The sequence below is a fragment of the Micromonospora sp. SYSU B005 genome (assembly GCF_055362685.1).
Genome location: NZ_JAXCFU010000001.1, coordinates 376675 through 390108, shown reverse-complemented (window position 1 = coordinate 390108; position 13434 = coordinate 376675). Strand labels below are relative to the sequence as shown.

Annotated in this window: 15 protein-coding genes and 1 pseudogene; 7 read left to right on the top strand and 9 right to left on the bottom strand. The window is 71.8% G+C overall.

Annotated elements, in window-relative coordinates:
- Positions 1 to 513, bottom strand: coding sequence for a methylated-DNA--[protein]-cysteine S-methyltransferase (locus SM452_RS01820; protein WP_262015852.1), 513 nt, complete (start codon positions 511 to 513; stop codon positions 1 to 3).
- Complete coding sequence (locus SM452_RS01815; RefSeq protein WP_463839199.1) at positions 510 to 1961, bottom strand: DNA-3-methyladenine glycosylase 2 family protein; 1452 nt, start codon at positions 1959 to 1961, stop codon at positions 510 to 512. The genes SM452_RS01820 and SM452_RS01815 overlap by 4 nt, the downstream gene beginning before the upstream one ends.
- 242 nt (positions 1962 to 2203) lie before the next feature.
- Between SM452_RS01815 and SM452_RS01810 the strand changes: the two genes are divergently transcribed.
- Positions 2204 to 2668, top strand: coding sequence for a hypothetical protein (locus SM452_RS01810; protein ID WP_262015854.1), 465 nt, complete (start codon positions 2204 to 2206; stop codon positions 2666 to 2668).
- A gap of 50 nt (positions 2669 to 2718) precedes the next feature.
- Here the strand turns inward: SM452_RS01810 and SM452_RS01805 are convergent.
- Positions 2719 to 3540, bottom strand: a pseudogene (locus SM452_RS01805) (EamA family transporter); the annotation flags it as partial.
- 92 nt (positions 3541 to 3632) lie between these two features.
- Between SM452_RS01805 and SM452_RS01800 the strand changes: the two are divergent.
- The 5 genes from SM452_RS01800 (at position 3633) to SM452_RS01780 (ending at position 8735) form a co-directional block, all read left to right on the top strand.
- Complete coding sequence (locus tag SM452_RS01800; RefSeq protein WP_252453074.1) at positions 3633 to 4145, top strand: MarR family winged helix-turn-helix transcriptional regulator; 513 nt, start codon at positions 3633 to 3635, stop codon at positions 4143 to 4145.
- Positions 4146 to 4175: 30 nt separating this feature from the next.
- The gene (locus tag SM452_RS01795) at positions 4176 to 4919 is read left to right on the top strand and encodes a Type 1 glutamine amidotransferase-like domain-containing protein (RefSeq protein WP_194801321.1); all 744 of its coding nucleotides are present in this window, start codon (positions 4176 to 4178) and stop codon (positions 4917 to 4919) included.
- Between the two features lie 61 nt (positions 4920 to 4980).
- The gene (gene ychF, locus SM452_RS01790; protein ID WP_194801320.1) at positions 4981 to 6066 is read left to right on the top strand and encodes a redox-regulated ATPase YchF; all 1086 of its coding nucleotides are present in this window, start codon (positions 4981 to 4983) and stop codon (positions 6064 to 6066) included.
- Positions 6067 to 6164: 98 nt separating this feature from the next.
- Complete coding sequence (locus SM452_RS01785; RefSeq protein ID WP_194801319.1) at positions 6165 to 6863, top strand: hypothetical protein; 699 nt, start codon at positions 6165 to 6167, stop codon at positions 6861 to 6863.
- A gap of 1308 nt (positions 6864 to 8171) precedes the next feature.
- Positions 8172 to 8735 carry a dihydrofolate reductase family protein gene (locus SM452_RS01780; protein ID WP_262015859.1) on the top strand — a complete coding sequence of 188 codons (564 nt, stop codon included), beginning with the start codon at positions 8172 to 8174 and terminating at the stop codon, positions 8733 to 8735.
- 72 nt (positions 8736 to 8807) lie between these two features.
- On the opposite strand, the gene SM452_RS01775 is transcribed toward SM452_RS01780, so the two are convergent.
- The 3 genes from SM452_RS01775 to SM452_RS01765 are packed head-to-tail and all read right to left on the bottom strand — an operon-like array spanning position 8808 to position 10734.
- Positions 8808 to 9503, bottom strand: coding sequence for an ABC transporter permease (locus SM452_RS01775; protein ID WP_262015860.1), 696 nt, complete (start codon positions 9501 to 9503; stop codon positions 8808 to 8810).
- Positions 9500 to 10378, bottom strand: coding sequence for an ABC transporter ATP-binding protein (locus SM452_RS01770; RefSeq protein WP_463839198.1), 879 nt, complete (start codon positions 10376 to 10378; stop codon positions 9500 to 9502). Before SM452_RS01770 ends, SM452_RS01775 begins: the two co-directional genes overlap by 4 nt.
- On the bottom strand, positions 10375 to 10734 hold the full coding sequence (locus SM452_RS01765) for a GntR family transcriptional regulator (RefSeq protein ID WP_463839197.1): 360 nt from the start codon (positions 10732 to 10734) through the stop codon (positions 10375 to 10377). The genes SM452_RS01770 and SM452_RS01765 overlap by 4 nt, the downstream gene beginning before the upstream one ends.
- 166 nt (positions 10735 to 10900) lie before the next feature.
- On the opposite strand from SM452_RS01765, the gene SM452_RS01760 reads away from it, so the two are divergent.
- Complete coding sequence (locus tag SM452_RS01760) at positions 10901 to 11182, top strand: hypothetical protein (protein ID WP_194801315.1); 282 nt, start codon at positions 10901 to 10903, stop codon at positions 11180 to 11182.
- A gap of 20 nt (positions 11183 to 11202) precedes the next feature.
- Here the strand turns inward: SM452_RS01760 and SM452_RS01755 are convergent, their stop codons facing one another.
- From SM452_RS01755 to SM452_RS01745, 3 genes are all read right to left on the bottom strand, one after another.
- The gene (locus tag SM452_RS01755) at positions 11203 to 11694 is read right to left on the bottom strand and encodes a GNAT family N-acetyltransferase (protein ID WP_194801314.1); all 492 of its coding nucleotides are present in this window, start codon (positions 11692 to 11694) and stop codon (positions 11203 to 11205) included.
- An 87-nt stretch (positions 11695 to 11781) separates the two neighbouring features.
- Positions 11782 to 12513 carry a class I SAM-dependent methyltransferase gene (locus tag SM452_RS01750; protein ID WP_463839196.1) on the bottom strand — a complete coding sequence of 244 codons (732 nt, stop codon included), beginning with the start codon at positions 12511 to 12513 and terminating at the stop codon, positions 11782 to 11784.
- A 207-nt stretch (positions 12514 to 12720) separates the two neighbouring features.
- Positions 12721 to 13434, bottom strand: a complete 714-nt coding sequence (locus SM452_RS01745; RefSeq protein ID WP_269697632.1) for a SanA/YdcF family protein — start codon at positions 13432 to 13434, stop codon at positions 12721 to 12723.

Genomic DNA, 13434 nt, shown 5'->3' with positions numbered 1-13434 from the left:
TCAGCTAGCCGTCACCCGTCCCTCATGCCCGAGAAGCCACTTCTTCACGTCCAGCCCCCAGCGGTATCCACCCAGCGTGCCGTCGGTGCGCAGCACCCGGTGGCAGGGCACGAACAGCGCGGCGGCGTTGCGCGCGCAGGCCGCCGCGGCGGCCCGGATCGCCGCCGGTCGTCCGGCCAGCGCGGCGAACCCCGTGTAGGTGACCGGATCACCGGGCTTGACGTCGCGCAGCACCTGCCAGGCGTGCGTCAGGAATGCGCCGCCGGTGTGCTGCTCCACAGCTACCGCATCGATGGCGGCCAGGTCACCGTCCAGATAGGCCCGAACAGCGGCGGTCACCGGACCGAGGTCGGCCCGTTCCCGCAGCTCGCCGCGCAGGCTCGGGTGGATCAGCGGCAGCAGGACCGCCGGGTCGGCGGTGAAGCCCGCCGCGCGTACCGCCCCGCCGGGGCCGGCGAGCACGCTCAACGGGCCGGCGGGAGTGTCGATGACGGTGCTGTCCACAGTGCTCATGCTGCTCTCCAGAGTCGGATGGTCGCGTACGACCGCCAGGGGCGCCAGCGGTCGGCGTACGCGGACAGGGTCTTCGGGTCGTCGGACAGGCCGAGCGCTGCTGCGCCACGGCGTACGCCCAGGTCGGTGGTGAGTGCGACATCGGGGTCGCCGAGTGCGCGCATGGCCAGGTAGCCGGTGGTCCACGGGCCGATGCCGGGCACCGCGGCCAGGAGCCGGACCGTCTCCTCCCGGTCGCCTCCGGGTTCCAGGTCGAGTTCGCCGTCGGCGACCGCGCGGGCCAGCGCGCGGAGCGTCTCGCGGCGTGCCGCCGGCATCCGGAACGCCGTGTCCGGCGCCGCGAGCACCTCCGCCGGACCGGGGAACGCCACCAGGCCGTCCGCCGGGTCGTCGGCGGCCGCCCCGCTCGCCGCCCGGGTGGCGGAGAGCAGGCGGGTGAGCGTGGTTCGCGCCGAGGCCAGCGAGACCTGCTGGGTGGCGACGGCGCGGACGGCCAGCTCGAAACCGTCGACCGCGTGCGGCAGCCGGACGCCGGGCTCGGCCGCGACGGCCGGTGCCAGCGCCGGGTCGGCGGCCAGGGTGGCGTCCACCGCTACCGGGTCGGCGTCCAGGTCGAGCAGGCGGCGGCAGCGGGCCACCGCGGGGGCCAGGTCGCGCATGTCGGCCAGCCGCAGCGTCGCGTCGATGTGGCCGGCGGCGGGGGTCAGCGCCACCGTGGCGGGACCGTGCGGCAGGCGCAGCCCCCGGTGGTAGGTGCCGTCGCGGACCACTTCGATGCGGGGCAGCGCGCGCAGCGCGAGGAAGTCCAGCAGCGCGCCCGCGTGCAGCGGGGGCCGGTATGCCAGCCGCAGCGAGAGCGTGCCCGCACCGGTGGCCGCCGTCGGGCCACGACGGCCGGCCCGCAGCTCGGAGGGGGTGCCGCCGTAGACCTCGCGGACCGTGTCGTTGAACTGCCGGACACTGCCGAACCCGGCGGCGAAGGCCACCTCGGCCAGGCCGAGGCCGGTGGTCTCGATCAGGATCCGGGCGGTCTGCGCGCGCTGGGCCCGGGCCAGCGCCAGCGGGCCGGCACCCAGCTCGGCCCGGAGCATCCGGTGCAGGTGCCGCTCGGTGTAGCCCAGCCGGGTGGCCAGCCCGGGCACGCCGTCCCGGTCCACCACGCCGTCGGCGATCAGCCGCATGGCGCGGCCGACCAGGTCGGCCCGGACGTCCCACTGGGGCGAGCCCGGTGCCGTGTCCGGCCGGCACCGGCGGCACGCCCGCAGACCGGCCCCCTGCGCGGCGGCGGCGGACGGGAAGAACCGGACGTTGCGCCGCTTGGGCGTCATCGCCGGACAGGACGGCCGGCAGTAGATCCCGGTCGACGTCACACCGGTGTAGAACCAGCCGTCGAACCGCGGGTCGCGGCTGTCGACGGCTCGGTAGCACCGCTCGAAGTCCAGTTCCATGCCACGATCCTGCCTCGCAGCTCCCGGGCTCGGCTGGCGGGATTCAGACATGACGTGCGGCGGTCGCGCCAGGTCGGGGAAGTGGCGGTATCCCCGGCCCCGGGACACCGCCACTCCGCCGAGGTGGCGTGGATCATGACCGGCGGACCCGAGAAAGTGTCGTAAGTGGTCGGTAGCGTCCCGCCACCAACTCAAGAAGAGGTGCGGGGCATGGCGAGCGTGGCCGGGCGGGGTGTCCGCTGATGCGATCGGGGCGAGCACCGTTGGACGCCGCGGTGGTGGAGGGCTTCTACGAGCGGATGCGGGTGGTGGCGCCGGCCGCGTACGGCGCGATCGAGCGTGATCGGGCCGGTGACCCCGGTCGCCCCTTCGCGGACACCGCCTGCGGGCGGCTGGCCGGCTCCCTCGACCCGGACGGGCTGCGCGCGCTCGGCATGTGGGCGCACCACTGGTGCATGCGCTTCTACGACGACGACACCCGGGTCGGCCTGCGGCTGGTCCGCGAGATCGCCGCGCGGTCCGGCCTCGGCTGGACCGCCGACGAGGTGCGGTGGCTGCTCGACCGGTCGTACGCGGCCGGTCCCGCCGCCGCGCACCGGTTCACGCTGCCGCTCGCGGCAGCGGCGCAGCTACCGGCCGGTGTGCTGCCCGAGGGCGTCGCCGCCGAGGCGTGGCCGGACGACTGGCGGCGGCTGCGGGCCGGCTGAGCGCCGGGTGGGATCGCCGCCCGGTCCGGCATCTGGGCCAGCACCATCGCCCCCACTGCCACCGCGAAACCGGTGAGCTGGACCGGGTCCAGCGCCTCACCGAGCACCACCCAGCCGAGCGCCGCGGCGGTGAGCGGGCTCAACGCGCCCAGCACCGACACGCGGGACACCGGCAGTCGCGCCGCGCCGCGGAACCACAGCACGTACGCCAGCGCGGTGCCGGCCAGCCCGAGCCACGCGTACCCGAGAAGGGCCGGCCCGTCGGGCACTGGTGGCGCGCCCTCGACGGCGGCGGCTACCGGCACGATCATCAGGCCACCGGCGACGAGCTGCCAGCTCGTGGCGGCGAGGACGCCCACTCCGGGCGGCCGGCCCCAGCGGCGGGTGAGCACCAGCCCGGCGCCCATCGACACGGCGCCGGCCAGCCCGGCGGCGACGCCGAGCGGGTCGAGGCCGGCGCCCGGGCGCAGCACCACGAGGGCGACGCCGAGCGGGGCGGCGACGGCGGCGACCAGCGCCGGCCGGGTCGGGCGGTCGCGGAGCAGCGCGACTGTCAGCACCGCCACCAGCAGGGGCTGCGCGGCGCCGAGGACGGCGGCGGTGCCGCCGGGAAGCCGGTACGCGGCGAGGAACAGCAGCGGGAAGAACACCCCGATGTTCAGCGCGCCGAGCACTGCGGCCCGCCCCCACCAGAGTCCGTGTGGTCGTCGGCGGGTCAGCGCGAGCAGCAGCAGACCGGCCGGGAGAGCGCGGATCGCCCCGGCCCAGAGCGGCCGGTCCGGGGGAAGGAGTTCGGCGGTGACCAGGTAGGTGGTGCCCCAGGTGACGGGTGCGGCGGCGGTGAGCGCGACGTCGGTCCAGCGGCGGTTCATAACGGCCTCTCCTCAGCCCTAAGTATCTTAGGGCTGAGCTAATCAGCCCCGAGCGAAAAGGGGAAGTGGGACGTGCGGCACAATCGGCAGCCGTGACAGGCGACGAGGTGGACGCGATCGTCGAGCAGTGGCGGCGGGAACGACCAGGTATGCGGCCCGAGCCGATGGCCGTGTTCGGCCGCATCTACCGGCTGGCCCGGCTGGTCGGCGACGGCCAGGAGAAGGTGTACGCGAGCTGGGGCATCGGCCGGGGCGAGTTCGACGTGCTGGCGGCGCTGCGGCGCTCCGGCTCGCCGTACACGCTGGCGCCGAAGGCGCTCGCCGCCTCGCTGATGCTCACCTCCGGCGGCATGACCGGGCGGCTCGACCGTCTGGAACGGGCCGGCCTGGTGCGGCGCTCGCCGGATCCGGCCGACCGGCGGGCGCTGCGGGTGACGCTCACCGACACCGGCCGACGGGTGGTGGAGGAGTCGGCCGAGGCCGGGCTCGCCGTGCAGCGGCGGATTCTCGACGCGCTGCCCCCGGCCGACCAGGACCGGCTGGCCGATCTGCTGCGCGCGTTGCTCGCGGCAGCCGAGACCGGGCCCGCGGATCCGGCACAATGATCAGCACCGCCGCCGCCCGGAAGGACGCCCGTGCCCGCCACCGAACCGACGATCGTCGCCACCAGCATGGGCTTCACCAGCCGTCGCCGTGGCCCCTGGGACGCGCGGCCCAGCTCCCTGTTCGACCTGATGGCCGACCTGGCCGGGGCCGGTGACGCGCCGCGCGTCTGCTATCTCGGCCAGGCCACCGGCGACCAACCGACCGGGTTCACCGTCTTCTACGGGGCCTTCGCCGGCACCCGGTTCCGCACCTCCCACCTGGCGCTCTACCCGATGCCCAACGTCGAGGACATCCGCGCGCACCTGCTCGCGCAGGACATCGTCTGGGTCGGCGGCGGCAGCGTGGCGAACCTCTGCGCGGTCTGGCGGGTGCACGGCCTGCCGGAGATCCTGCACGAGTGCTGGCAGGCCGGAGTGGTGCTCGGCGGGGTGTCCGCCGGCTCGATCTGCTGGCACACCGGCGGCGCCACCGACAGCTACGGCCCGGCGCTGCGGCCGTTCACCGAAGGGCTGGGCTGGCTCCCGTACGGCAACGGCGTGCACTACGACAGCGAGGAGCAGCGCCGCCCGCTGATGCACCGGCTGGTCGCCGACGGCACGCTGCCCGCGAGCCACTGCACCGACGACGGGGTGGGGCTGATCTACCGGGGCACCCGCCTGGCCGAGGCGGTGGCGGACCGGCCCGGCGTGGCCGCGTACGAGCTGGTCCGCGCCGAGGACGGCACCGTCCGGGAGACCCGGATCGAGCCACGCCTGCTGTCCGCCGCGCCGTAGTGACCGGCTTCGCGCACCTGCCTGCCCGGCGGTGTCGGCGAGGCGCGTAAGCTGGTTCGTCGTGAGTCTCACCATCGGCATCGTCGGCCTGCCCAACGTGGGCAAGAGCACCCTGTTCAACGCGCTGACCAAGAACGACGTGCTCGCCGCGAACTACCCGTTCGCCACCATCGAGCCGAACGTCGGCGTGGTCGGGCTGCCCGACGAGCGGCTGACCAAGCTGGCCGAGATCTTCTCCTCGCAGAAGGTGCTGCCGGCGCCGGTCTCGTTCGTCGACATCGCCGGCCTGGTTCGGGGCGCCTCCAAGGGGCAGGGGCGGGGCAACGCGTTCCTCGCCAACATCCGCGACGCCTCGGCGATCTGCCAGGTGGTGCGCGCCTTCTCCGACCCGAACGTGGTGCACGTCGACGGCAAGGTCTCCCCGGCCGACGACATCGAGACGATCAACACCGAGCTGATCCTGGCCGACATCCAGACGCTGGAGAAGGCGCTGCCCCGGCTGGAGAAGGAGGCCAAGCTCCGCAAGGACCGGGCCGCCGCCGTCGAGGCCGCCAAGAAGGCGGTCGAGGTCCTCGACAACGGCGTGACCCTGTACGCGGGCGCCGCCGCCGCGAAGGTCGAGCTGGAGCACCTGCGTGAGCTGCACCTGCTCACCACCAAGCCGTTTCTCTACGTCTTCAACGTCGACGAGGCCGAGCTGGGCAACGAGGAGTTCCTCGACGAGCTGCGCGGCCTGGTCGCGCCCGCCGAGGCGATCTTCATGGATGCCAAGATCGAGTCCGAGCTGGTGGACCTGCCCGAGGACGAGGCCCGCGAACTGCTGGAGTCGATCGGGCAGTCCGAGCCGGGCCTGAACCAGCTCGTCCGGGTGGGCTTCCGGACGCTCGGGCTCCAGACGTACCTGACGGCCGGTCCCAAGGAGGCGCGGGCCTGGACCGTCCCGGTCGGCGCGACCGCGCCGGAGGCCGCCGGGGTGATCCACAGCGACTTCCAGCGCGGCTTCATCAAGGCCGAGGTGGTCTCCTACGACGACCTGGTCGAGGCCGGATCTATGGCGGCGGCGAAGGCCGCCGGCAAGGTCCGGATCGAGGGCAAGGAGTACGTCATGCAGGACGGCGACGTGGTGGAGTTCCGCTTCAACGTCTGAATCGTGATTCGACAGTTGATGTGCGACAGGTGCCCCAGAACCAGGCGGCCCTCCGCACGATTGGCGGATCATCCACGGCTGTCCGCTACCGTGCGGTCATGCTCATCCCCGGCTACCAGGATCGATTCCCCGAGGACGTCGACGTCACCGCGCTGACCACGGACGGCTGGCATCTCGCAGTGCGGCCCGGGTTCTGGGCCCAGTACTGGCGGGAACTCCTGCTTCCCGACGAGGACGACCTGCTCTCCGAGGTTTGGGGAGCCGCCGGCGACGACCTGGGCGGGCTTCTCGACGCGGAGTCCTGGCAGGTGCTGCGAGTGGGCCTGGGCGGCGGAGCCGAGCTCGCCGTGGTGTTTCGTAACCTCGACGAGGACCGCGGGGTCGACTTCCTGGTCCTGCCTGGTGGCGGCCGGGACGCCATTGAGATCGCCGCACTGGACGGGCACCAGACCGGCCCCGGACTTTCCTGGACGGATCTGGTGGCCGTCGCCGGACGCCAGCCCGACCCGGTCCGGCGTGCGCAGACCCTGATGCTTCTCGCCCCTGCGTTCGGCGACAAGGCCGCAGACACCCCGGACGCAGTGGTCTTGCTCGCCGCGGCGATGCGCACGCTCGGCGCAACCGGAGACACTGAGCGAGTGGCGGCGGCCGCGGTCTCGGACGAGGTGCACTTCTGGGGACACGTGCTGTGGGCGGCGGGCGTGCCTGGCTCGGAGTATGCGCCACGCAACCCGGAAAGCGTGTTCGCCCTGCCGGAAGCCTCCCGGTGGCTGGTCACGCAGCTGCTGGCGCCGTGATCCCGGTAGCCTGCCCTGACCTGCTGGCCGCGGGCCGGAGTGCTTCGGCCGGACGGTGCCGGAGCAGCCGTGTCAGCGGGTCTGCTCCCTACTCCTCTTGGACGTCGACGGGGTCCTGACCCGTTCGGGGCCGACCGATGGGCACGAGACGACCACCGGCGTGATGGTCAGGCAGCCCGATCCCGATGAACTGGAGGCTCCCGCAGGTTGCCGATGGGAACTAGTTTCACGGTGTGGCTCGCCCCGCCAGGATACGGCTGTCTGTCGGTCTGCCGCTCACGACGAGGGTGCTTCTCGGTTGTGTGGGCCTGATTCCGTTGCTCGTTGCGGCGTTCCTGGTGCTCATGGGCGCCCTCGTATGGCGGCAGTTGGATGGGCCGTGGTGGCAGCAGGTCCTCGCCGGCGTCTTCATCTACGGGCCGCTCGTCGTCGCGATCCATATTCTTTGCGTCGGCGCGTTCTACGCGTTTGCTCACGTCACATACTCCGGTTGGCTGCGGGGATCGATGATGACCCTTCTCGTCGCTTATCGGAGAGAGCAGGTCGACCTCAGCCTCGCCACGGTCCGCTACGACGACCGATCGTCGGTCCTGACTGCCACTGACCCGAGGTCCGGTAGAGAGCTGACGCTGTACATCGACGAGTTCGGGGATGCCATGCTTCCGGCCGCCCCGTTGACCGCATTAGCAGATGCGATCTCCGGCGGCCGGGTCCGTAGAGGACACCCAGCAGGATGCCCTCGCTGTGGCACGGAAGCTACGCACTCTCGCGAAGGTGGCGGGTGGGGCGGGCCGCGCCCTGGCAGATCCTCGGCCCGAAGACACCCGGTCGTAGCTACAGGTGGGCGACAAGCTGGGCGGGGCCGGGGCAGCGATGCCGTGCTCTACTGGTCCGATGCGTAGGCGACGCCTCATGTACCTGCTCTTGGCTATGGTCGGTGCGCTGATGGCGGTCACCGGGCTCGCCATGACCTGGCCGTACGTGGCCGAAGCTGGTTGGCCTTTGTCTGCTCCGACCTTGTGCGCAGTTGGCGGGGGATTGACGGGCGCGGGCATCCGAGGCGCCAGGAAGTACCAACGTCCCGAAAACCAATTGCCGGGTCCTGGGGCACACACGGGGCACAAGACAGCGTGAGACGTCGGCAACCAGCGATCAATGGCGTGAGCCCGAGATGGGCCCGCTCAGCTCATCCGACCCGCATTCGGACGCGGGACACCCGTGGGCCGGCGCTCGGCGTGGCCTGACCGATGGTTTCCCGGCGCCGTGCTGGTCTGTACGTCGAGTATCGACCCACGGGAGGCTGGCACGATGCGCAAACTGACCTTCGGCATGAACGTGAGCCTGGACGGCTACGTCGCCGCGCCCGGCGACGATCTCAGCTGGGGTGTGCCGAGCGACGAGTGGTTCCAGTGGTGGTCCGACCGGGTGGCGGAGACCGGCACGGCGCTCTACGGGCGGCGACTGTGGGAGGCGATGAGCTCCCACTGGCCGACCGCCGATCAGCAGCCGGACGTCACACCTGCGCACGCCGAGTTCGCCCGCCGCTGGCGGGACATGCCGAAGGTGGTGTTCTCCTCGACGACCAGACCGGTCGACTGGAACACCCGACTGGTCACCGGCGACGCGGTCACCGAGATCAGCCGGCTGAAGGCCGAGGACGGTGGTCCGATGGACATCAGTGGCGCCACCCTCGCCGCGGCGGCCATGCGGGGCGGGCTGATCGACGAGTACGTGCTCGTCACCCATCCGGTCCTGGTGGGTGGCGGTAAGCCGTTCTTCGCGACCCTCGACAACTGGGTGAACCTGGCTCTGGTGGAGACCCGGACGTTCCCTGGCGGCGTGCTCCTGACGAGGTACGAGACCAGGCGCTGAGAGGTCTACCACCATCGCACGAACGACCGCCGGCCTGCGTCTCGCGGGCCGGCGGTCGCCGTGTGCGTACCGTCAGGCGTTCGCCCGCCGGATGGCCGCCATGCCGCCGAGCGCGGCCACCGCGGCGATCAGGGCGGGCCATCCCACCAGCAGGCTGGCCTGGTGCTGGCTGCTCAGCCACTCCCAGATGCCGCCGAACCAGTCCTGCCAGATGACCAGCGCGACGAGCAGGCCGGTCACCAGGATCAGGGCCGCGCCGGCCCCGAGCAGGCCGTTCATGCCGAACCGGACGTACCAGACGGCGACGAAGATGGAGACGAAGTTCAGGAACAGGAACGGCACCGCGTAGACGGCGATCTGCAACAGCCCGTTGTCGACGTCGATGTACGGGATCCGGAAGAACCGTAGTTCGATCCCGAAGCCGCCGGTGGCGCCCTCGATCAGGTTGAGCAGGTAGAGCAGGACGCCGTAGACGACCGCCTGCACCACGTTTACCAGCATGGTGGCGAGGTAGAAGGTGCGTCTGGTGACGCCCATGCCGAGGGCGAACGGGAACACCTGGCTGATCGAGGCGGCAGCGACGATCGCGCAGACGATGTAGAGGCTGGCCAGGCCACCCGTGGTGTTCTTGCCCGGCGCCGCCTCGTCGATCGAGGCGAAGATCAGCAGGTTGACGCCGAGTGAGATGGCCATGATGCCCCACGGCCAGGCCAGCTGGCCGATCCAGGCGATGGTGTGCATCCGGGCGACGTCGAGGATGCGAGTCATCGGGTCTTCGTCCTTTCCGTCGTCAGGCGCACCACTGCCTGCTGGAGCGACACCGGCGCCAGGTCGATGCCGAGCTTCTTGGCGCGCATCCGTTCGGCGTTGTCGAACGACCCGCGCAGCGACGCGCGGACCGCGCCGCCGAGCTGTTCGCGGTGCAGCACCCGGTACGCGGCGGCGAACTCGTCCACCACCGCGGCCGGGCCGGACGCCTCCATCACCTCGCCGCGCAACTCGTCGCTGGGCGCGTCGAGCAGCAGCTTGCCGTGATCGAGCAGCACCACGTGCTCGATCAGGTCGGCCACCTCGTCGATGAGGTGTGTGGAGAGCACGACGGTGCGCGGGTTCTCGGCGTAGTCGGCCAGCAGCCGGTCGTAGAAGAGCTGCCGGGCGACTGCGTCGAGTCCCAGGTACGGCTCGTCGAAGAAGGTCAGCGGCGCGCGTGCGGCCAGGCCGATCGTCACGCCCAGCGCGGACGTCATGCCGCGGGACAGCTTGCGGACGTTGCGCTTGCGGGGCAGCTCGAAGCCGTCCACGAGGGACTGCGCGAAGTCCTCGTCCCAGTTCGGGAACAGCCGCCGGGCCAGGCTCAGGACGTGCTGGACCTGGTAGACGGCCGGGTACGTCTGGCTCTCCTTGATGAAGGCCACCTGCGACAGCGCCCGTTCGTTCTCGTACGGCCGCTCGCCGAAGAGTGTCAGGTCGCCACTGGAGACGCTCTGCTGGCCGGTGATCAGCTGCATCAGCGTCGTCTTTCCGGCGCCGTTGCGGCCGAGGAGGCCGTAGATCTTGTTCCCCGTCAGGGTGAAGGTGACGTCGTCGAGAGCGGCCACGTCGCCGTACCGCTTCGTGAGGCCGGCAGCCGCCACGACGCTCATCGTTGTTCCTCCCATGTCTCGATGAGCTTCTTCAGCTCCTCGGTGCCGATGCCCAACTTGCGTGCCTCCTCGATGAGGGGTCGCACGTACTGGTCGGAGAACTCGTGCCGACGGCGCTCTCGGAGTGTTTCGCTGGCCCCCGTTGCCACGAACATTCCGATCCCCCTGCGCTTGTAGAGCAGCCCGTCATCGACCAGGCGGTTGATCCCCTTGGCGGCGGTCGCCGGGTTGATCCGGTGGAACGCCGCCAGCTCGTTCGTCGACGGCACCTGGGTCTCCTCCGCGTACGTCCCGTCGATGATCGAGTTCTCGATCAGCTCCGCGATCTGGACGAAGATCGGCCGGCCGTCATCCATCCCGGTTCTTTGGTTCATTACTCATGTAACTAACCATCGCACCTGGGCGGCAGAACCGTCAAGTCCTCGCTAGGGTTCGCGCCGTGACACTGAGGATCGGGCCCACATCCGCACCGACGGCGCGACGGCGGCCGTCTACTTCGCGAGCTGCTACCACCACGACGGCGTGCACGAGGTCTGGATCGACGCGATCCTGGGCAGCTGGGGCCGCGACGACTTCGACGACCACGTCACGTTCGGCTGCCGGCTCGGGCCGGTGGCCGGCTCGCCGGGGCCGGCCGCGACGCTCGTCAACGGTGGTGAGGTCGCGGATGACAGCCCGGTCTTCGGCCGCAAGCTCAGCCGCGAGGAGGGCCTGACCCATCCCCGGATCGCCGAGTTCTGGCAGATGATCGACCTGGTCCTGGAGCGGGACGCCCTGGTGCGCCGTCACCTGGTCGGCGCCTGACCGACCCGGTGACCAAGGGGTCAGATTCGGGGACTGCGGCGCTCGATCAGGGTCACGTCGCGCCAGGTGCCGTGGTGGCGGCCCACCCGCTCGCGGGTGCCGACGACGCGGAAGCCGCACGCCGCGTGCAGCGCGAGACTCGCGGTGTTCTCCGGGAACACGCCGGACTGGATGGTCCAGATCCCGGCCGCCTCGGTGGAGGCGATCAGCGCCTCCAGCAGGGCCCGGCCGACCCCGCGTCCGCGCCCCCGCGGGTGCACGTAGACGGAGTGCTCGACCACCCCGGCGTAGACGCTGCGCTCGGAGACCGCCGAACAGGCCGCCCAGCCGAGCACGTCGCCGGCCTCGTCGAGCGCCACCCAGCGGTGGCCGGGCATCCGGGTGGCGGTGAACCGCGCCCAGTCCGGCGGCGCGGTCTCGAACGTGGCGTTGCCCTCGTCGATGCCGAGGCGGTAGATCTCCAGCACGGCGTCGGCGTGCGAGTCGTTCATGGCGACGACGGTGACTGTCATCGGTTCCCCCTGTCCGGACCGGCGGTGGTCAGCGTAGTCGCGCGGCCGAAGGGCCGGGACGGGATGCCCGGCCCCTCGGTGTGAGCGCTACCGCCGCCGGTAGACGGAGATGTGCGAGCGGCTGTCCGCGTCGAACGGCGACCGGTCCCAGTCGGCGTACCGCTCGGTGAGCCGCAGCCCGGCCCGCTCCGCCAGTTCGTCGATCTGCTCCGGCCAGGCGTACCGCATGGCGAACGGCTTGAGGTGAACGCCGGCGGCGTCGAACGTGACGGTCTGGCGCACGAACGTCTGCGCCGCCCGGTCGTACCGATGCATGCGGATGATGGCCGAGTCCTCGGTCACCTCCCGCACCTGGACCTGCTCGTCCCGGTCGAAGTCCGCCGGGTCGGGCACGAAGGTCTCGATGACGAACGCCCCGCCGGGCGCGAGCACCCGGGCGACGTTGCGGAAGCACGCCGCCTGGCGCTCCTCGGAGACCAGGTTGAACAGCGTGTTGAACACCAGGAACACCAGACGGTACGGCCCGGGGACCGGGACGTCCGCCATGTCGCCGACGGTGACGGGCATGTCCGCGCCGCCCGGCTTGGCGCGCAGGTGCGCGACCATCTCCGGGGACGCCTCGACGCCCTCCACGGTCAGGCCGCGCTCGGCCAGCGGCAGGGCCACCCGGCCGGTGCCGATCGCCAGTTCGAGCACCGGGCCGCCCTCGGCCAGCGGGGCGAGGAAGTCGACGGCCGGGGCCGGGTCGGGATTGCCGGGGCCGTCGTAGGTGGCGGCCCAGAGCCGGCCGAACAGGCCGGGATCGTCGAAGACGGACATCACGCGCCCTCCCGCCGGGCGGACGGGACGCGACGCGGCGCGAGGTCAGTGACCTCCGCCGGAATGGGGTACGACAACACGAAGCCTCGTTTCGGATGAGGTGACGACGGGTCGGGTGGGCTTCGCAGCGTGTGGCATGGTGATGCTCCCTCCGGTCGGCTTCGAGAGGCTCAGCAGATCAGCAGCCGAGCCGGCGGGACAACCGGATTACGCCCGCAGCGCGTCGTCCACTCCGGTCTCCCGGCGGCCGAGGTGCACCGGGTCACGCCCGGTGAGCACGTCCAGGGCAGCCTTCACACACGCCCCGTACTCCCGGACGGAGCTGATCCGCCACTGGCCCGCGTACCGGCGGGCGGTGTCGTCGCCGACGCCGACGGTGTCGATGCCGGCGTCCCGGCAGAGCGCCACCGCGCGCGACAGGTGGAACGACTGGGTGACCACAGTGGCCCGCCGCACCCCGAAGACGCGGTGCGCGCGCACACACGAGTCGTACGTGTCGAACCCCGCGTGGTCCAGCACCGTCTTCTCGGCCGGGACGCCCCGGTCGACGAGCCAGCGCCGCATCGCGTCCGGCTCGTCGTAGTCCCAGTTCATGTGGTCACCGGAGAGCAGCAGCACCCGGACCTTGCCGGCGGCGTACAACTGCCGGGCGATCTCCAGCCGCGCGGCCAGGAACGGCGCCGGCGTGCCGTCCGGCTCCACCTTGGTGCCCAGCACGAGCGCCACCGGCGTCTCGGGCGCGTCCGCGGCGTCGAACACGCGGCCCTCGGCGGCGTCGCGGACCCAGACCACGCTGGCGACCGTCGCGGCGCCGAGCAGCATCACGGCGGCGGTGGCGAGCACCAGGAGGCGGCGGAGCAGGCGTACGGCCCGCCGACGGTCGCCCCGCCAGGCCCGCCATCGCGCCGTCAGCCCTCGCAT

Coding starts and splice junctions, on each gene's coding strand:
- SM452_RS01820 (WP_262015852.1), bottom strand. CDS start 513: ATGAGCACTGTGGACAGCACCGTCATCGACACTCCCGCCGGCCCGTTG.
- SM452_RS01815 (WP_463839199.1), bottom strand. CDS start 1,961: ATGGAACTGGACTTCGAGCGGTGCTACCGAGCCGTCGACAGCCGCGAC.
- SM452_RS01810 (WP_262015854.1), top strand. CDS start 2,204: ATGCGATCGGGGCGAGCACCGTTGGACGCCGCGGTGGTGGAGGGCTTC.
- SM452_RS01785 (WP_194801319.1), top strand. CDS start 6,165: ATGCTCATCCCCGGCTACCAGGATCGATTCCCCGAGGACGTCGACGTC.
- SM452_RS01780 (WP_262015859.1), top strand. CDS start 8,172: ATGCGCAAACTGACCTTCGGCATGAACGTGAGCCTGGACGGCTACGTC.
- SM452_RS01775 (WP_262015860.1), bottom strand. CDS start 9,503: ATGACTCGCATCCTCGACGTCGCCCGGATGCACACCATCGCCTGGATC.
- SM452_RS01770 (WP_463839198.1), bottom strand. CDS start 10,378: ATGAGCGTCGTGGCGGCTGCCGGCCTCACGAAGCGGTACGGCGACGTG.
- SM452_RS01765 (WP_463839197.1), bottom strand. CDS start 10,734: ATGGATGACGGCCGGCCGATCTTCGTCCAGATCGCGGAGCTGATCGAG.
- SM452_RS01755 (WP_194801314.1), bottom strand. CDS start 11,694: ATGACAGTCACCGTCGTCGCCATGAACGACTCGCACGCCGACGCCGTG.
- SM452_RS01750 (WP_463839196.1), bottom strand. CDS start 12,513: ATGTCCGTCTTCGACGATCCCGGCCTGTTCGGCCGGCTCTGGGCCGCC.
- SM452_RS01745 (WP_269697632.1), bottom strand. CDS start 13,434: ATGCGAGGGCTGACGGCGCGATGGCGGGCCTGGCGGGGCGACCGTCGG.